General features: G+C 62.7%; 15 protein-coding genes. 7 read left to right on the top strand and 8 right to left on the bottom strand.

Translation table 11 applies throughout. The features are described 5' to 3' along the window. The first annotated feature begins 374 nt into the window (after nucleotides 1-374). Both rlmKL and ACF8RA_RS04245 read left to right on the top strand, forming a co-directional pair. Nucleotides 375-2567: a bifunctional 23S rRNA (guanine(2069)-N(7))-methyltransferase RlmK/23S rRNA (guanine(2445)-N(2))-methyltransferase RlmL gene (gene rlmKL / locus ACF8RA_RS04250; RefSeq protein WP_392488402.1), complete on the top strand. Its 2193-nt coding sequence runs from the start codon at nucleotides 375-377 to the stop codon at nucleotides 2565-2567. 94 nt (nucleotides 2568-2661) lie between these two features. After that, nucleotides 2662-5052: a diguanylate cyclase gene (locus ACF8RA_RS04245; RefSeq protein ID WP_392488401.1), complete on the top strand. Its 2391-nt coding sequence runs from the start codon at nucleotides 2662-2664 to the stop codon at nucleotides 5050-5052. A 103-nt stretch (nucleotides 5053-5155) separates the two neighbouring features. Here ACF8RA_RS04245 and dacB read toward each other — a convergent pair whose 3' ends face one another. From dacB to ACF8RA_RS04205, 8 genes are all read right to left on the bottom strand, one after another. Beyond that, nucleotides 5156-6610 carry a D-alanyl-D-alanine carboxypeptidase/D-alanyl-D-alanine-endopeptidase gene (dacB, locus tag ACF8RA_RS04240; RefSeq protein WP_392488400.1) on the bottom strand — a complete coding sequence of 485 codons (1455 nt, stop codon included), beginning with the start codon at nucleotides 6608-6610 and terminating at the stop codon, nucleotides 5156-5158. A gap of 201 nt (nucleotides 6611-6811) precedes the next feature. Further along, nucleotides 6812-7156: a YggL family protein gene (locus tag ACF8RA_RS04235; RefSeq protein WP_176684425.1), complete on the bottom strand. Its 345-nt coding sequence runs from the start codon at nucleotides 7154-7156 to the stop codon at nucleotides 6812-6814. 41 nt (nucleotides 7157-7197) lie between these two features. Continuing rightward, nucleotides 7198-10830, bottom strand: a complete 3633-nt coding sequence (locus ACF8RA_RS04230; RefSeq protein WP_176684424.1) for an ATP-binding protein — start codon at nucleotides 10828-10830, stop codon at nucleotides 7198-7200. A 7-nt stretch (nucleotides 10831-10837) separates the two neighbouring features. Continuing rightward, the gene (locus ACF8RA_RS04225; protein WP_176684423.1) at nucleotides 10838-11455 is read right to left on the bottom strand and encodes a response regulator transcription factor; all 618 of its coding nucleotides are present in this window, start codon (nucleotides 11453-11455) and stop codon (nucleotides 10838-10840) included. Nucleotides 11456-11737: 282 nt separating this feature from the next. After that, entirely contained in the window at nucleotides 11738-13069 is a 1332-nt protein-coding gene (locus ACF8RA_RS04220; RefSeq protein ID WP_392518822.1) for a deoxyguanosinetriphosphate triphosphohydrolase, read from the bottom strand. A gap of 75 nt (nucleotides 13070-13144) precedes the next feature. Then, a complete protein-coding gene (locus tag ACF8RA_RS04215; protein ID WP_014591805.1) occupies nucleotides 13145-13474 on the bottom strand; it encodes a hypothetical protein in 330 nt (109 codons plus the stop codon). Next, on the bottom strand, nucleotides 13471-13845 hold the full coding sequence (locus ACF8RA_RS04210; protein ID WP_021785454.1) for a phage holin family protein: 375 nt from the start codon (nucleotides 13843-13845) through the stop codon (nucleotides 13471-13473). Before ACF8RA_RS04210 ends, ACF8RA_RS04215 begins: the two co-directional genes overlap by 4 nt. 9 nt (nucleotides 13846-13854) lie before the next feature. Beyond that, nucleotides 13855-14169, bottom strand: coding sequence for a YqjD family protein (locus tag ACF8RA_RS04205; RefSeq protein WP_021785453.1), 315 nt, complete (start codon nucleotides 14167-14169; stop codon nucleotides 13855-13857). A 312-nt stretch (nucleotides 14170-14481) separates the two neighbouring features. Between ACF8RA_RS04205 and ACF8RA_RS04200 the strand changes: the two genes are divergently transcribed. The 5 genes from ACF8RA_RS04200 (at nucleotide 14482) to ACF8RA_RS04180 (ending at nucleotide 17853) form a co-directional block, all read left to right on the top strand. After that, the gene (locus tag ACF8RA_RS04200) at nucleotides 14482-15690 is read left to right on the top strand and encodes an ammonium transporter (protein WP_176684421.1); all 1209 of its coding nucleotides are present in this window, start codon (nucleotides 14482-14484) and stop codon (nucleotides 15688-15690) included. 73 nt (nucleotides 15691-15763) lie between these two features. Beyond that, nucleotides 15764-16003, top strand: coding sequence for a glutaredoxin family protein (locus tag ACF8RA_RS04195; protein WP_176684420.1), 240 nt, complete (start codon nucleotides 15764-15766; stop codon nucleotides 16001-16003). Nucleotides 16004-16111: 108 nt separating this feature from the next. Next, nucleotides 16112-16543 (top strand): D-Ala-D-Ala carboxypeptidase family metallohydrolase, encoded by a 432-nt coding sequence (locus ACF8RA_RS04190; protein ID WP_176684419.1) that lies wholly within the window; start codon nucleotides 16112-16114, stop codon nucleotides 16541-16543. 65 nt (nucleotides 16544-16608) lie between these two features. Then, complete coding sequence (locus ACF8RA_RS04185; protein WP_103443928.1) at nucleotides 16609-16917, top strand: transcriptional regulator; 309 nt, start codon at nucleotides 16609-16611, stop codon at nucleotides 16915-16917. Between the two features lie 51 nt (nucleotides 16918-16968). Beyond that, nucleotides 16969-17853 (top strand): pseudouridine synthase, encoded by an 885-nt coding sequence (locus ACF8RA_RS04180; protein WP_176684418.1) that lies wholly within the window; start codon nucleotides 16969-16971, stop codon nucleotides 17851-17853. Nucleotides 17854-18019: the final 166 nt, after the last annotated feature.

The raw sequence follows: 18019 nt of genomic DNA, 5'->3' as shown, positions 1-18019 counted from the left end.
GTAACCTTTCCAAGGGTGAGGGGATAAGTAAATAAATGCGACTCAACCTTGTTTGCTGTTTAGCCCCGTATTGATCGGGTTTTGCCGTTCTTTGACGTCATTTCGCCAGCGTTGATGCGGATGACAGAAATAATTTGAAATGCGACGAAGGGTCACATCGGCCCGCAGATCGCCAGAATTTCTCGTACTGCCTGATGATCTAAGCTGTCTTTGCCACTGGGCCAAGCACGGATCGGTCAGGCGGCCCGGCTTTTCTGCCGCACGTTGTGTGCCGCAGAAGGCCACCCGCACGCCTGCTGGAAAGGTGTACGGGCAAACATCGCGGGGCGATGCGTCGCCCCGTCAGTCAAATAGCCCAAGGCGCTGGAATACTCATGTCGGACCGTTTCGAACTTTACCTCACCTGTCCCAAAGGCCTTGAAAGCCTGCTCGCCGAAGAGGCCAAAAGCCTCGGCCTTGACGAGGTGCGCGAGCACACCTCGGCCATTCGCGGCGCCGCCGACATGGAAACTGCCTACCGCCTGTGTGTCTGGTCGCGGCTGGCCAACCGCGTATTGCTGGTGCTCAAGCGCTTCTCGATGAAGAACGCCGACGACCTTTACGACGGTGTGCACGCGGTTGACTGGGCCGACCACCTGGCAGCCGACGGCACCCTGGCTGTGGAGTTCAGCGGCCATGGCTCCGGCATCGACAATACCCACTTCGGTGCGCTGAAGGTCAAGGATGCCATCGTCGACAAGCTGCGTAACCGTGAAGGCCTGCGCCCGTCCGTGGAAAAGATCGACCCTGACGTGCGTGTGCACCTGCGCCTGGACCGCGGCGAGGCCATTCTGTCCCTCGACCTGTCCGGGCACAGCCTGCACCAGCGTGGCTACCGCCTGCAGCAAGGTGCCGCGCCGCTGAAGGAAAACCTGGCGGCAGCGGTGCTGATCCGTGCTGGCTGGCCGCGTATCGCGGCCGAAGGTGGTGCCCTGGCCGACCCGATGTGCGGTGTGGGTACCTTCCTGGTCGAGGCCGCGATGATCGCCGCCGATATCGCCCCCAACCTCAAGCGCGAACGCTGGGGCTTCAGCGCCTGGCTCGGCCATGTGCCGGCGCTGTGGCGCAAGGTGCATGACGAGGCTCAGGCGCGCGCGCAGGCCGGCCTGGCCAAGCCACCATTGTGGATCCGTGGCTACGAGGCTGACCCGCGGCTGATCCAGCCGGGTCGCAACAACGTCGAGCGTGCCGGCTTGGGCGACTGGGTGAAGATCTACCAAGGCGAAGTCAGCACCTTCGAGCCACGCCCGGACCAGAACCAGAAAGGCCTGGTCATCAGCAACCCGCCCTACGGTGAGCGTCTGGGTGACGAAGCCAGCCTGCTGTACCTCTACCAGAATCTGGGCGAGCGCCTGCGCCAGGCCTGCATGGGCTGGGAAGCAGCGGTATTCACCGGCGCGCCGCAACTGGGCAAGCGCATGGGCATTCGTAGCCACAAGCAGTACGCGTTCTGGAACGGCGCATTGCCATGCAAGCTACTGCTGTTCAAGGTGCAGCCTGACCAGTTCGTCACGGGTGAACGCCGCGAAGCGCAGCCTGAAGGCAGCGAAACCCGTCAGCAGGCGCCGCAGGCCAGTGAGCCAGCGCGGCTGTCGGAAGGGGCGCAGATGTTCGCCAACCGCCTGCAGAAGAACCTCAAGCAACTGGGCAAGTGGGCCCGTCGCGAGCAGGTCGACTGCTACCGCCTGTACGATGCCGACATGCCCGAATATGCCTTGGCGGTCGACCTGTACCAGGACTGGGTACACGTGCAGGAATACGCCGCGCCACGTTCGGTCGACCCGGACAAGGCTCAGGCGCGTCTGCTCGATGCACTGGCGGCCATCCCGCAGGCGCTGGGCATTTCGCCGCAGCGTGTAGTGCTCAAGCGTCGCGAGCGGCAAAGCGGTACGCGCCAGTACGAACGTCAGGCTACCGAGGGCCGCTTCCAGGAGGTGAACGAAGGTGGCGTCAAGCTGCTGGTCAACCTCACCGACTACCTGGATACCGGCCTGTTCCTCGACCACCGCCCGATGCGTATGCGCATCCAGCGCGAGGCCGCTGGCAAGCGCTTCCTCAACCTGTTCTGCTACACCGCCACGGCCACCGTGCACGCGGCCAAGGGCGGTGCGCGCAGCACCACCAGCGTCGACCTGTCGAAAACCTACCTGGACTGGGCACGGCGCAACCTGGCGCTCAATGGCTATTCCGAGCGCAACCGCCTGGAGCAGAGCGATGTAATGGCCTGGCTGGAAGGCAACCGTGACAGCTACGACCTGATCTTCATCGACCCGCCAACCTTCTCCAACTCCAAGCGTATGGAAGGCGTATTCGACGTGCAGCGTGATCATGTGCAACTGCTGGACCTGGCCATGGCCCGTCTGGCGCCGGGTGGCGTGCTGTATTTCTCCAACAACTTCCGCAAGTTCCAGTTGGACGAACACCTGATGGCGCGGTACGTGGTAGAAGAAATCAGCGCCCAGACCCTGGACCCGGACTTCGCCCGTAATAACCGTATCCATCGCGCGTGGCGTATGCAGCTTCGGTGAGGCGACGAGGTACATTGCGCGGCTAATGGCCAATAGCTATAACTGAGGGCAGGGCAAGATAATCCGCAGGACGCTGACGTGACGAGATGGGTGTATGTCAAAGTGTGGCGTGCGTGCGCGGTTGCTTGGCTTGTGCACAGAGAGGGCGTCCGCCTGGGTGATGGCGCTGATCGCACTGGTGGCCGGCGGCTTGTTGACCGCTGTCTTGGCATTTGCCGCGCACACCTTCTACAAGCAGCAGCTGCGCCAGCGCTTCGAGTTGCTGGCCAGCGAGCGCTTCAGCCGTATTGCCGAGCGCTTTGACGAACAGCAGCAGCGCCTGGATGGGCTTCGGCGGTTTTTCAGCTTTTCCAACGAAATCACCCCGCGCGAATTCGAAGGCTATGCTCGGCCATTGCTGCAACGCACCCTGGCCTATGCCTGGGCGCCCCGCGTCGAGGCTGTGCAACGCGCCGAATTCGAGCGTCTGGCCAGTGCCCATACCGGCCCAGGCTATGTGATCCGTGACCAGGACGCGCAAGGCCAATGGCGCCCGGCGTCGCAGCGCGACCATTACTTTCCGGTGCTCTATACCCAATCGGGCGAACGGCCTGGGTTGCCTTATGGCCTGGACCTCGCTGGTCAAAGCGGGCCCCAGGCGGCCCTGGCGCGGGCGCTGGGGCCGGGCAGCATGGCGGTGTCCGAGCCATTGGCCCTGTTCGATTCCCGCTCGGCAGAGCGCGGCCTGCTGATGGTGGCGCCGGTATTTTCCGATGCCGATCCTCGCGGTGCGGCAGCCGGTTATGTGGTGGCCTTGCTGAGCATGCGCGAGCTGGTCGGCGACGGTCGGCCGGTCGCGGCTGATGACAACCTTGTCGTGCGCATCACGGACCCGTCTGGGTTACAAGGCCCGGTCGTGATGTTCGATTCGCAAAATCCGGTCGCGCCCTTGGCCCTGGCCAGCAATCAGTTGTTGCGCCTGGCCGATCACCATTTCCAGCTGAGCATTCAACCGAGCCAGGCGTTCGTGCAGTGGAACCGCTCCTCGGCAGTGCTGGCGGTCGGTTTGTTGGGCGGATTGTTGAGCCTGTTGCTCAGCGTGCTGCTCTACAGCCTGTTCAGCCAGCGTCAGCGCGCCCTGGCCCTGGTGGCGCAGCGTACTGCAGAGTTGCAGGTCAGCGAGCAGTCGTTGCGTGGCACCCACAACCAACTGCGCAGTGTGCTGGATGCCGCGACCCAGGTGGCGATCATCGCCACCAACCTCAAAGGGGTGGTCAGCACGTTCAACGCCGGTGCCGAACGCATGCTCGGTTACGCGGCCAGCGAAGCGATCGGCCGGTTGCGCCTTGAAGACCTGGTACTGCCGGAGGAGCTCAACCTGCGTGCCCAGGCCTTGAGCTTGCGCTTTGGCCGCGCCATTGCTGGCGGCCAGGCGATGTTCGCTGAAACGGTGCAGGCGCACGGGGCCGAGCCCGGCGAGTGGACCTTGCTACGTGCCGATGGCAGCCAGCTGGTCGCCAACATGCTGGTGACTGCCATGCTCGACGAACAGGGGTTGTGGGTTGGCTACCTGGCCATCTGCATTGACGTTACCGAGCGGTGCCGGGTGCATGAGGCGTTGGCTGCACGTGACCGGTTGCTGGAAAAGCTCAGCGCCGAGGTGCCGGGCGGCATCTACCAATACCGCCTGGACGCCAATGGCCATTCGTGCTTTCCATACGCCAGCATGGGCCTGTATGACATTTACGAGGTCGACCTGATGCAGTTGCGTGAGGATGCCGCGGCGGTGTTCGAACGTATCCACCCTGATGACCTGGAGCGTGTGCGCCGCTCGGTGCGCTATTCGGCCGAACACCTGTCACCCTGGCGCGAGGAGTATCGTGTCTGCCTGCCACGGGCGGGGCTGCGCTGGGTGCGTGGCGAGGCAACGCCGGAAGTGGGCGAGCAGGGCTGCACCCTGTGGCATGGCTACCTGACAGACATCTCCGACCTGAAGGGCGTGGAGGAAGAGTTGCGGGCGCTGTCGGTCACCGACTCGCTGACCGGAATCCATAACCGTCGCTACTTCCAGGAGCGGCTCAAGATCGAACTGGAACGGGCCCAGCGCGATGGCTTGGCACTGTCGGTGATCATGCTCGACATCGATCACTTCAAGCGCATCAACGACCGTTTTGGTCATGCCGTCGGCGACCGGGTGTTGCGCAGCCTGTGCCAGCGCATCGGTCAGCGTCTACGCCGTACCGATGTGTTCTGCCGCTTGGGCGGGGAAGAGTTCATGGTGCTTTGCCCGGGCAGTGATGTCGACCAGGCGCGGCTGCTGGCGTTGGAGTTGTGGCAAGGGGTGCGCAATGTGCCGGTGGAAGGTGTGGGCCAGGTGACCGCGAGCTTTGGTGTGGCGCAGTGGCGGTCGGGCGAGGGCGCCGATGCCTTGCTGTTGCGCGCCGATGCCGGCGTGTACGCGGCCAAACAGGCCGGCCGGGACCGGGTGGAGGGAGAGCCGGTATAAAACAGTGCGCGCGGTCGGCGTAGGGGCCGCTTTGCGGCCCTTGCGCGACGCAAGGCCGCTCCCGCGTCGACCGCGGAAGCCGGCCCGGGTAATGCCGGTGGAGTCAGTTGGACGCTGTGCTGCCAGCCAGCTTCGGCTGGCGATACAGGTCAAGCAACACCTGGTCCAGCACCTGCGAGGCTCCCCACGGTTTCGGGTCGTTGAGGATCGCCGCCACCGCCCAGGTATGCCCGTTGCGGTCACGGCTGAAGCCGGCAATCGCGCGCACAGTGTTCAGTGTGCCGGTCTTGATATGGCCTTCACCGGTCATCGCAGTGCGCTTGAGACGCTTGCGCATCGTGCCGTCCATGCCCACCAGCGGCATCGAGCTCATGAACTCGGCCGCGTAAGGGCTCTTCCAGGCGGCTTTGAGCATCTCGGCCATTTCCCGGGTACTGACCCGTTCGGCACGCGACAGGCCAGAGCCGTTTTCCATCACCAGATGCGGCGCGGTAATGCCCTTTTTTGCCAGCCATTGGCGTACCACGCGTTGGGCAGCACGGCCGTCGTCGCCATCGGCATCGGTGCGGAACTGCGCGCCAAGGCTCAGGAACAGCTGCTGGGCCATGGTGTTGTTGCTGTACTTGTTGATGTCGCGGATCACTTCCACCAGGTCGGGCGAGAAGGCGCGGGCCAGCAGGCGAGCGCTCTTGGGCACATTCTCGATGCGGTCGCCACCCTGGATGTTGCCACCCAGTTCGCTCCAGATCGCGCGCACGGCACCGGCGGCGTAGGTTGGGTGGTCGAGCAGCGACAGGTAGGTTTGCGAGTTGCAGCCGTCACCCAGTTGGCCGCTGACCGTTACACTGATGCCGTCGGCCTGAGGCACCGGGTTGTAGCGCACATCACCGGTGCATTTCTTCGAGGCTACCGCCTTGACCTGGTTGTCGATGCGGATGCGGGCAATAGGCGGCTCGACTGCGACGGTGACTTTGCCACCGTCATTGCGGGCCACGAAACGCAGGGCCTTGAGGTTGACCAGCAGCGAGTCGGGCTTGACCAGGAACGGCTTGTTCTCATCACCGCCGTCGTCGTTGAACTGCGGCAGGTTGGGTTGCACGAAGTGGCTGCGGTCCAGTACCAGGTCACCGGTGACGGTGCGCACGCCATTGGCGCGCAGGTCACGCATCAGCAGCCACAGCTTTTCCATGTTCAGTTTGGGGTCACCGCCACCTTTAAGGTAGAGGTTGCCGTTAAGCACGCCGTTGTTCAGGGTGCCGTCAGTGTAGAACTCGGTTTTCCACTGGAAGGTCGGGCCAAGCAGCTCGAGGGCGGCGTAGGTAGTAACCAGTTTCATGGTCGACGCCGGGTTCACCGACACATCGGCATTGAATACGGTCGGGGTGCCGGGGCCGTCCAGCGGCAGCATCACCAGCGACAGCGCTGTGTCCTGCAGTTTGTTGGCCTTGAGCGCCTGCTGCACTTTGGCAGGCAGGGTGGTATTGACGGCGGCGTGGCTGGGCAAGGCAAGCGGCAACAGCAGGCCGGCAAGAACGAGGGGACGAAGCATTTTGATCATAGTGAGCGAATACCCTGCGGCGAGGGAAAAGGGCTTTGGGGCTGTAAGAGATGATGGCCCCACGACGTAAACAGTACGCATTATGCCCCAAGCGCAGCCGCGATGCGTCACGTTCGACGGAAAAGCATCGTCAATAAAAAGGCCACCCGAATGGGGTGGCCTTTTCAGCAGTCAACCTTCTCAGCCCGAAGCTGACAAGTATCACTCAGCCTTGTTGATCGGCTTTTCCGGGTACCAGGCGTCCAGCAGCGGGCTGACTTCGACCTTGGTCAGTTCGCCACGGCCCTTCAGCCAGGCCTCAACGGCAGCGCGCTGTTCTTCGCTGACCGAGCCGCGCTTGACCGAGCACACCAGGCCGAAATCGTCACCGCCTACATAATCCAGGCCGTTGGCGTCCATGGCTTCTTCCAGGAACGCGTCGAGGAAAGCATCGATTGCCTGGTCGTCCAGATCTTCCTTGAATTCCAGGTTCAGCTCGAAGCCCAATTCCTGAAACTCGTCGACACACAGCTTCTTGCGCAGACGACGGGAGCGGTTTGTGGCCATGAAACAATCCTCTTAGGTAATAACGCCGCGCAGTCTACCAGTTAACATGGCTGGCTGCCTGCCTGAGTGTCTGTGCTTGTGGCCAATTCCTTGGCCAGCGCACGTTCCACTCGGCACATATGCCGTGCCAGCGCCTGGCGCCGCAGGCGCACCTGGGCAGTGGACAAGCCGCTGGCCTCGAGGGCTTCACAGGCCGCCATCAGGTCAGGGGCTTCCAGCATCCGCGCGGCGCTGAGCACCTTGTGGGCCTGCTCGGCAATGGCGCCGCTGTCATGCTGCGGGTGCAGCGCCATCAGGCTGGCCAGGTCGGCCTGAAGGCTCTGATGCAAGGCTTCCAGGAAGCGCTGACGGTCGACCGGGTCAGGCCCGACCACGGCGGCCAGGCCGTCCAGCTGGTACAGCCTGCGGCGGGGGCGGCGCTGGCGGCGCGGGCGAATGCCAGCCAGGCGCTGGCTGAGGGTGCTCAGGCTGATGGGCTTGAGCAGGCAGTCGTCCATGCCGGCGGTCAGGCACTTGCGGCGTACTTCGGGCTGTGCGTTGGCGGTATAGCCGAGGATGGTGCAGCGTGGCCGCTTGCCATGGCGTTCTTCGGCGCGCACGGCAGTCGCCAGCTGGTAACCGTTCATGTGCGGCATGTTGCAGTCGAGTACCAGTACATCGAACTCGCCTGTGCGCCAGGCGGCCAGGCCTTCTCGCCCATCGCGGGCGCTGGCGTGCTCCAGGCCCAGGTAGCCAAGTTGTTGCGCCATCAGTTGCAGGTTGGCCGGGTGGTCATCAATGACCAGCACGTTCAGCCGTGGGTCGGGCACGTCGAGCTGCTCGGGCAGCGGTGTCGGCTGCGCTGCGCCATCAACCCGTTGCAGCGGCATCTTCAGGCGTACCTGGGTACCGACATCCTCCAGGCTTTTCATGGTCAGGCTGCCGCCCATCATTTCGCACAGGTTGCGGCAGATGGCCAGGCCCAGCCCGGTACCTGCACGGGCGCCCTGGCTGTGCGGGTTGGCCTGGATGAACGGGTTGAACAGGCGCTGCAGGTCATCGGGGTGGATGCCAATGCCACTGTCGCGCACCTCCAGCTCCAGTACTGCCGGTGTGCTGGTACCATCATCCAGCAAGCCGACGCAGATGCGCACCTGACCATGCTCGGTGAACTTGATGGCATTGCTCACCAGGTTGGACAGCACCTGCTTGAAGCGCAGCGGGTCAAGCAGGACATGGCAGCGTGCGGCCGGGGCGATCTGCACCTCCAGGGCCAGGCCTTTCTGCCGCGCCTGGCCATCGAACATGCGCCCCACCGATTCGACCAGCGCCGCCAGGTCGACCACCTCCGGGGCCAGGGACAAGTGCCCGGACTCGATGCGTACGATGTCGAGAATGTCACCGATCAGGCCTAGCAGGTCTTTGGCCGAATGGTGCGCCAGTTCCAGCGCGCTGCGGTCCACCCGGCCCTGGTCGGCGCGCTTTACCGCCAGTTCCAGCATGCCGATCACGGCGTTCATCGGGGTACGGATTTCGTGGCTGATGGTTGCCAGGAACGTGCTCTTGGCGCGGTTGGCATCGTCGGCCTGCTGCTTGGCCTGGCGCAGCTCCATGACCAGTTGGCGGCGTTCGCTGATGTCGATCCAGCCACCGATGATCCCCTGCACCTCACCCAGGGAGTCGCGGTACGGCAAGATCCAGTGGTAGATGGTCAGGTCCCGGCCCTTGATCCGTAATGGACGGTCCTTGATCAGCGGCGAGCCAGCAGCCATGACTTTCTGGTAATCGGCCTGGATCTGCAGGGCCTGCTCGGAATCGGCAAACAGGCTGTCGTTCAGTTTTCTGCCGATCACTTGATCGGAGCGGGCCTGCACCGCTTCAAGGTAGCTGTAGTTGCAACTTTTCAGGCAACCCTCGCGGTCACGCACATACATGGGGTGGGGCGTACCGTTGAGCAGGGCGCGCATGAATGCCAGTTGGTCGTTCAGCGCGCGTTCGGCGCGCTGGCGTTGGCGAATCTGCAGGCGCAGGCGGGCATTCCAGAGCAAGGCCAGCAGCAGAAGTACGGCCGTGGCCAGCACCACCTGCAGGGCAAGCCGGCTGTAGCCTTTGGTGTTGTCATCCTCATGCCTGCCAAAGCCGCGCCAGCGGTTGTTGATTATCCCCAGCTCCTCCGGTGAGATGCTCAGCAAAGCCTTGTCGAGGATAGACAACAGCGCCGGTGACGGGGCTGTGGTGGCCATGGCGAAGTTGGCGGGTTCGCTGTCGACCGAGGTGCGGATGACCAACTCGGGGTTGCTGGCCAAGGCGTGGTTGGCGTCGATCAGGGTGGTGATCACCGCATCGACGGCCCCGCTGTTGAGCAACGCCATGGCGTAGAACGCGCTTTCGGTCTCGACCCAGCTTATCTTTGGATAGTCCCGGGACAGCATGGCGTTCAGGGTGCTGTAGCGGGTAATGGCGATGCGATGCCCCTGCAACTGCTCCAGTGAACTCAGTGTGTTGTTGCCCTTGCGGTTCACCAGCACATAGGCGCTTTCGAGGTAGGGGCGGCTGATTTGCAGATCGTCCCCTGCTTTCCCGGCACTGGCCAGTGCGGCGATGACATCAGCCCGGCCATCCTTGAGGCGGGCGACCATGTCGGCAATGCCATTGGCGCGCTGCACTTCGAAACGCAACCCGGTGCGCAGGCGAATGAGCTCCAGTAGGTCGGCGGTGATGCCTCGGAAATGCCCCGAATCATCGAAATAGGACAGAGGCGCAGCCGCGTCATCTGCCGCCACCCGCATCACGGGATGCTTTTGCAACCACTGTTGCTCGGCCTCGCTCAACTGCAGTTGGCGATCGCTCAGCAGCAGGTCGCTGCCAGCACTCCAGCGTTTGAAGATACTGGAGCGTATGGCCGGGCTCTGCCTGTCCAGGATGGAGTTCACCAGGTCCAGCAGCACGGTATCTTGCTGGCGCAAGGCAAAACCGAAGCCGATGGCCTCGTGCTTGCCGAAGTTGGCCATGCGCAGGCCGGGCAGATGGCCGCGGTTGAGCTGATAGTGCGTGGAGATGGTATCGCCGATGAACACGTCGGCCTGGCCGAACGCGACGGCATTCAGTGCCTGGCTGGAAGAACCGAAGGCCAGTAGGTCGGCCTTTGGGTAGACGCTGAGGACTTCCTGTCTGGGCAAATAGTGGTAGAGCATGCTCAGGCGCATGCCGGCAAGGTCCATGTCCAGCGCCCGGTTCTCGTCTTCACGCGTTACCAGTACGGGCTGGTCGACGGCGTAGGGCTGCGACAGTACCAGGCCGTCACTGGCCGCTTCGTAGCCATTGGCGCTGCCCAGCAGGTCGATATCGCCGTGTCGTAGCGCCTCCACTGCTGCCTGCCGGCTGGAGAAACGCAGCACCCTCACTGGTAACTGCAAGGCCTTGCCGATCAGGCTTGCATATTCGGCGGTCAGGCCCTGGTAGTCGTTGCCGCCACCGGTGATGTCGAACGGCGGATAGTCGGGTGCCGAGGTGCCCAGCACCAGTTCCTGACGGTCTTCGAGCCATTGTCGTTGTTCGGACGTGAGCACGGGCTGGACCGGTCGGGCCGATGAGCGCGCGATCAACGTAAAGGAAGCGGCTTCGCGGTGGCTGGCCTGTGCTGCGCCGCTGAACAGCAGCAGGGCGAGCAGCAGACGATTGATAGATCGGGCCATGACCACGTTAGACCAGCGCGTTGCGCTTGGCCATCTCGATCAGGTCGACCAGCGTATTGACTTGCAGCTTGTGCATGAGGCGTTTCTTGTAGGTACTGACAGTCTTGCTGCTGAGGAACATGCCCTTGGCAATTTCCTTGTTGCTGCGGCCTTGGGCGAAGAGTTGAAGTACCATCAGTTCGCGGTCATTTACCTGGCGGAAAAGTTGCAGGTCACTGTCGGTCGCCTGGTTGTTTTTTATTGCCTGGCTGGGGAAGTAGTTATAACCGGCCAGTACGGCCTTTATTGCGCTGAGCAGTTCACTCAGGTCTTCCTGCTTGCAGACATAACCTGCTGCGCCCGAGTGCATGCAACGTACCGCAAACAATGCCGGGGACTGTGCAGTCAATACCAGAACCTTCAAGGGCAGGGCCATGCTCTGAAAGCGGGCCAGCACCTCCAGGCCGTCTAGCTTGGGGATGCTGATGTCCAGGATGACCAGGTCGGGGTTGCTCTCGCGGATCATCTGCATGGCGTCTACGCCGTTGTCCGACTCGCCGACAATCTTGTAATTCTGGTTTTCCAGCAACATACGGACGGCCAGGCGAATGACCGGGTGGTCGTCAACGATAAATATGGAGTGCATGTTCAACTTCCCTGCGATCGATTGAGGGTGACAGAAGGCACCTTATCGCAGTTGGAAGTCCTCGGGCGTGCGAGGAATGGCTGTTAGGCTCATATGGGAAACGGCTTACAGGATAAAACAAAATAGACTACGTAATAGGCGCGTTTAACTAGATGTCAAAGCGATTTTGGTAACTTTTCATTAGTTTTTATTCGTGCTGTTTAGTCTGGCCCCCGTTGGTGTAGGAAGTTTCCTGCAAGTGTGGTGCAGCGTCTGGCCTGGCCCGCGCTGCACCTACGCGTTTCAGGTCGGGCTGGAGCGCCCGGTCATCTCCCGGGCCATTTCGCTGGCATAGCTGTCGGTCATGCCGGCGATGAAGTCGATCATGCGCAGGAAGGCGCTGTGCAACGAGGCATGCGGGTCTGGTGCATTGTTGCCGATCAGGTCCAGCACCCTGCGACTCTTGAACGATGGCGTACGTCCACCGTGCTGTTCCAGGGCTGCACCGCAGAACGTGTTCAGCAGAATCTCCAGGGTGGTGTAGGCGCCGATTTCGTGCAGGGTCTTGCGCTTGTCCTGGAAGATCTTGTTGCGTGCCATGCCCTTGGCTTGCAGTACGCAGCGTTTGGCTGGGCCATGCATGTGTTCCACCAGGTCGCCCGCCAGTTGCCCGGCCAGCAACGCCTGCTGTTGTTCGACGAAGGCGTGGGCGGCGGCGTTGGTCAGGTGTTCGATGGCCTTGCCGCGCAGGATGGCCAGTTTGCGTCGGCGGGAGTCGCGTGGGCCGAGCTGGCGGTAGGTTTCTGGCAGGTCATCGCCGACCAGATCGAGCAACAGCGCTTCGACTTCGGCGTATTGCAGCAGCTCCATTTCCAGGCCGTCTTCCAGGTCGATCAGCGCGTAGCAGATGTCATCGGCAGCCTCCATCAGATACACCAGTGGGTGGCGCGCCCAGCGCTGGTGTTCCAGCTGCGGCAGGCCGAGCTTGCGGGCGATCTGTTCGAGCAGGGGCAGTTCGCTCTGATAGCTGCCGAACTTGTGTTTCTTGTAGCCCAGGGCGTCGGCATGGCGGGCGCTCCAAGGGTACTTGAGGTAGGTGCCGAGGGTGGCATAGGTCAGCCGCGTCCCCCCATCGAACTGGTGGTATTCCAGTTGGGTGAGCACGCGAAAGCCTTGGGCATTGCCTTCGAAGTTGAGAAAGTCGGCCCGTTCGTCATCGCTCATGTCGTCCAGCCAGCCACGCCCGGCGGCCTGCTGGAACCAATGGCGAATGGCGTCCTCGCCGGAGTGGCCGAATGGCGGGTTGCCGATGTCGTGGGCCAGGCAGGCTGACTGCACGATCATCCCCAGGTCACTGGGGGCGCACCAGTCCGGCAGGTTGTCGCGCAGGGTTTCGCCGACGCGCATGCCCAGCGAGCGGCCGACGCAGCTGACTTCCAGCGAATGAGTCAGGCGCGTATGGATATGGTCGTTGCTCGACACCGGGTGCACCTGGGTCTTGCGGCCGAGGCGGCGGAAGGCGCCGGAGAAAATGATGCGGTCATGGTCTTTGTGGAAGGGGCTGCGCCCGAGTTCATCGGCGCTGTACAGGGCTTTGCCCAGCCGTTCGCGGGTAAGCAAGGTGTGCCAGTCCAAGGCGCGTTCTCCTGTAGTTTGAAGGCAGCAGCATAACCCGCAGCAAGGGCATTGTGCTGCCGGGACGCGCACTGGTCAGGGGCGGCGGCTGCCTTGCAGGTACAGGCGTACCAGCGGCAGCAGGGTGCTGCCCAACCGTACCAGGCGCGTCAGGTTGCCGCTGCGTACGCCCTTGCCGGTGAGAAAGCCCAGCGCCACCACGGCGCCGATGCCCCACAGTGGCGCATGCTTGATACCCAGGCCTTCATGTAACGAGCTGCCCATACCGCGCACGCGGCGCAGTGGTTCAAGCAACTGCCCGGACTCATGGCGGATTTCCTGGCGGTGCATCTCCATGCGCAGGCGCAGCAGCGCCTTGCGCAGTTCGCGCGGGTTACGCGTGTTTGGCAGTTCTGGCAGGCTCATGGCAACAGGCGCTCCCTGTCCTTGGCAAGTTCTTCGAGGGTGGCGCCGAAGGGCGATGATTCGTCGAACACCGCCGCCTTCAGGCGCATGGCACAGTACAGTGCGGCAATGCCATAGAACACGCACAGGCCAATGATACCGGCCAGTCGATAGCTGTCCCACAGCAGCACCAGCAGCAGCCCGGACAGTGCGGTCAGCAGCAGCAGGGCGAACACCAGCGCCAGGCCAGCGAACAGCAGCAGGCTCAAGGTGCGGCCCTTCTGCTCCTGTAACTCGATACCGAACAGCTCGATGTGACTGTGCAGCAGCCCCAGCATGGCTGCGCCCAGGCGCTTGCCCGAAGCGCCGGCGCCGTTGGCGTCATTCTCCATGGGTTCCCCTTAGCGCCGGTTGGCCAGCAGACCGATCAACAGGCCGACACCGGCCGCGATGCCGATCGCCTGCCACGGGTTTTCCTGCACGTACTGCTCGGCGCTGCCCAGCGCCGCCTGACCGCGTTCTCGTACCGAGTCCTGGGTCAGCTGCAGGGTTTCGCGGGCCTGGGCCAGGCGCTCGTGAATCTGCTCGCGCAATTCGTCGGCCTGGTCGCCGGCCAGGTTGGCGGTGTCGGCCAGCAGCTTCTCGGTGTCGCGCACCAAGGCCTGGAAGTCAGCCATCAATATCTCTTGTGCATTCTTTGCCGATTTGCTGGCCATGGGTCTCTCCCTGTCGATGAGTGTTGGTAGTTCGAGTGACAGCACGCATTGAAGGTTCAAGTGCGGGTGCTGGTATGGGCCTTGCTAAGTCTTTGCCACGTTGCGGAGCGCCTGTGACCGGTTTTGCGCCGATTCAGGGCGCCCACGCAGCGGATACCGATAAACCTTAACCCAATCCACGACAAACCCAAGAAAAAACCACGCAGGCTTCACCCCGCTCACCTGAACAGGGTAGGGGCTGGCACCGTTTCGGTGCAGGGATGCAGGTTCTTGAACTGTCCTGGTGCCTTTTTCAGCAGGTCTGCCTATTTCATGGAAAACATGCACAGCGCTATGGACTCTCTGGTCCACGGTTCCAATACCCTGTTCATTCTCATGGGCGCCATTCTGGTGCTGGCCATGCATGCCGGCTTTGCGTTTCTTGAAGTGGGCACGGTGCGCCACAAGAACCAGGTCAACGCCTTGTCGAAGATCCTCAGCGACTTTGCCATCTCGGCGCTGGTTTACTTCTTTATAGGCTACTGGATCGCCTATGGGGTCAACTTCTTCCAGCCGGCGACGACGCTGGCTGTCGACCATGGCTATGCGCTGGTCAAGTGCTTCTTCCTGCTGACCTTTGCGGCGGCGATTCCGGCGATCATTTCCGGGGGCATCGCCGAGCGGGCGCGATTCGTGCCGCAGTTGTGCGCCACGGCGTTGATCGTGGCGTTCGTCTATCCGTTCTTCGAGGGTGTGGTGTGGAACGGCAACCTGGGCGTGCAGGCTTGGCTGCAGGCACGCTTCGGCGCACCGTTCCATGACTTTGCCGGGTCTGTCGTGGTACATGCCATGGGGGGCTGGCTGGCGCTGGCGGCGGTACTGCTGTTGGGAGCGCGCCGTGGGCGTTACCGCGATGGCCGCTTGGTGGCGTTCGCGCCGTCGAGCATTCCCTTTCTGGCGCTGGGCTCGTGGATCCTCATCATCGGCTGGTTCGGGTTCAACGTCATGAGTGCTCAGACCTTGCAGGGCGTCAGCGGCCTGGTGGCGATCAACTCGCTGATGGCCATGGTGGGGGGGACCCTGTCAGCGTTGCTGGCCGGGCGCAACGACCCGGGCTTCCTGCATAACGGCCCGCTGGCCGGGCTGGTGGCGATCTGCGCAGGTTCCGATCTGATGCACCCGGTTGGAGCGCTGGTCACCGGCCTGGTGGCGGGGGCTCTGTTTGTCTGGACCTTCACCGCAGCGCAAAATCGCTGGAAAATCGACGATGTCCTGGGTGTGTGGCCGTTGCATGGCCTGTGTGGCGTGTGGGGGGGCATCGCCTGCGGTGTGTTCGGCCAGGTGGCGTTGGGTGGCATGGGCGGTGTCAGCCTGGTCAGCCAGCTGCTGGGCAGCCTGATGGGTGTGCTGGTGGCCTTGGCTGGTGGCTTTGCCGTGTACGGAGCAATTCGTGCGCTGCATGGCCTTCGCTTGAGCCATGAGCAGGAGTTCCAGGGCGCGGACCTGTCGCTGCACCGAATCGGTGCTACCAGCCAGGATTGAGCCAGGTCAGGTGCAGGGTGGGCGTAGCGGGCCTAGAATAGGCTTCTGTGTACGCCAACCCGGGACCTGCCCCATGCTGCCTGAATGTCAACTGTTCGGTACCCTCGGCTGCCACCTGTGCGAAGTGGCCGAGGCCGTGTTGATGCCTCTCGTCGATCATGGCCTGCTGGTAGAGCTGGTCGACATCGCCGAGAACGAGCTTTTGTTCGAGCGTTATGGCCTGATCATTCCGGTGCTGAGGCGCTGTGACAACGGCGCCGAGCTGCACTGGCCGTTCGATACCGAACAAGTGGTGGCCTTTCTTGGGCAATGATGGCTGCAGAGGAGTTGCAACCCTGCTCCATGATCTGTGAAGCGAGCTGATGATCGGGTGGAGGCGCACCGTCGCCGGTAACCTTCTCCATCATCGGAATAGCTCGCCATGTTGATCACTCCACATTTCACCTTCGATGAAATGACCGTCTCCCAGCTCGCTGCCCGGGACGGGTTCGATAATGCACCGCCCCTCGAAGCCAGGGCCAACCTGCAGTTGCTGTGCTGTGCGCTGGAACAGGTACGTGCATTGTTCGACGCGCCCATCATCATCAGCAGCGGGTATCGCAGTGAAAGGGTCAATCAGTTGATCGGTGGCGCCTCCGGCAGCCAGCACGTGCAAGGGCTGGCGGCGGACTTCACGGTGATCGAGGTCAGCCCGCGCGAGACCGCCCGGCGCATCAGCGAAAGTGCGGTGCCCTTCGATCAGTTGATCCTGGAATTCGACAAATGGGTGCATCTGTCGGTGACGCGCGGCACGCCGCGCAGGCAGGTGCTGACCCTGCGCAAAGGCAGCGGCTACCTGGCGGGTCTGCAATGACGCGCATTGACGGCAGCAAGGGGATGTTCGTATGCTGTATATAAATACAGTATCGAGGTAAAGCCATGCTCAATGTCGAGCAACTCAAGTACAGCGTCAACCGCATGCCCGTGGAGCGGGTGGCTGACGCCGTTCTGGAACTGCGCCTCGAAGGCCTGGTGACCGGCGACTGCACGCCGTTCGGCAAAGTCCACTTCAACACCTGCTTCGCCGAGATCGAGGCCTTGTTCCAGCGGGCCGGTTACCATCGAGGACTGGATGTGGTGGGCTATCAGGGGTTGCTCTATGCACTCTACGACCCTGGGCGCTGGGAGCCGGTGCAGGTGCTGCGCTGGCTGAAGGAACGCTGCGAGGCGATGGCCCGGGCTGGTTGAGGGGGCGGGCTTGGGCGATAATGCGCGGCCATGAACGTCTCGAGCCCAGCCATGATCACGCCTTTCGACCCTGCCCGCCAGCAAGCCAGTACGGTGTGCCTGCCACCTGGTAACTGGGTGACGGTGCTCGATTGTTTGTGTGACCATTTCAAGGCCATCGACCGCGCCCAGTGGCTTGACCGTTTTGCCCGTGGCCGAGTGCTGGATGCCGCGGGGCAGGCAGTTGCCGCTGACCTGCCTTACAAGCGTGGCATGCGTTTGCATTACTTTCGCGAGGTGCCGAACGAACGGCCGATCCCGGTGCAGGAGGTGGTGCTGCATGTGGACGAGCACCTGGTGGTGGCCGATAAACCGCATTTCCTGCCGGTGACACCGACCGGTGAATACGTCGAGCAGACCTTGTTGCGCCGCCTGATCCGTCGCCTGGATAACCCGCACCTGGTGCCATTGCACCGCATCGACCGGCACACCGCGGGGCTTGTGCTGTTCTCCGCCAACCCGCACAGCCGCAGCGCCTACCAGCGGCTGTTCCCCGAGCGGCGTATCGACAAGCGTTATCAGGCCATTGCCGCTGCCATGCCGCAGCATGCCTTTCCGCTGGTGCACAAAAGCCGCCTAGTGCATGGCGAGCCATTTTTCCGCATGCATGAGGTGGAGGGTGAGGCCAACAGTGAAACCCTGGCCGAGGTGCTGGAGAAGAACGGTGAACGATGGCGCTATGGGCTGTCGCCAGTGACCGGCAAGACCCATCAGTTGCGTGTGCACATGGCAGCCTTGGGGGCAGGGATCAGCAATGACCCGTTCTATCCGCAATTGCTCAACGAAGAGGATGACTACCAGCGGCCGCTGAAACTGTTGGCGCAGAGCCTGCGTTTCGAGGACCCGCTGAGTGGCGAAGAGCGCTACTTCGAGAGCCGCTTGCGGTTGGACTGGTAACACAGCAAGCGGGCTTGCCTGCGAAAGGGCCCGACCTGCGGGCCAATCTCCACCCGCCGTTCACCGTTGCCGGCGCTACCGTATTCGCGGGTAAACCCGCTCCTACATACGCATCGGTGGTTCGGCACAGCCGTTGTAGGAGCGGGTTCACCCGCGAATGGGCCGG

The organism is Pseudomonas sp. FYR_5 (assembly GCF_043106315.1).
Lineage (GTDB): Bacteria > Pseudomonadota > Gammaproteobacteria > Pseudomonadales > Pseudomonadaceae > Aquipseudomonas > Aquipseudomonas putida_Y.
This window is presented reverse-complemented; position numbering and strand designations above follow the sequence as displayed.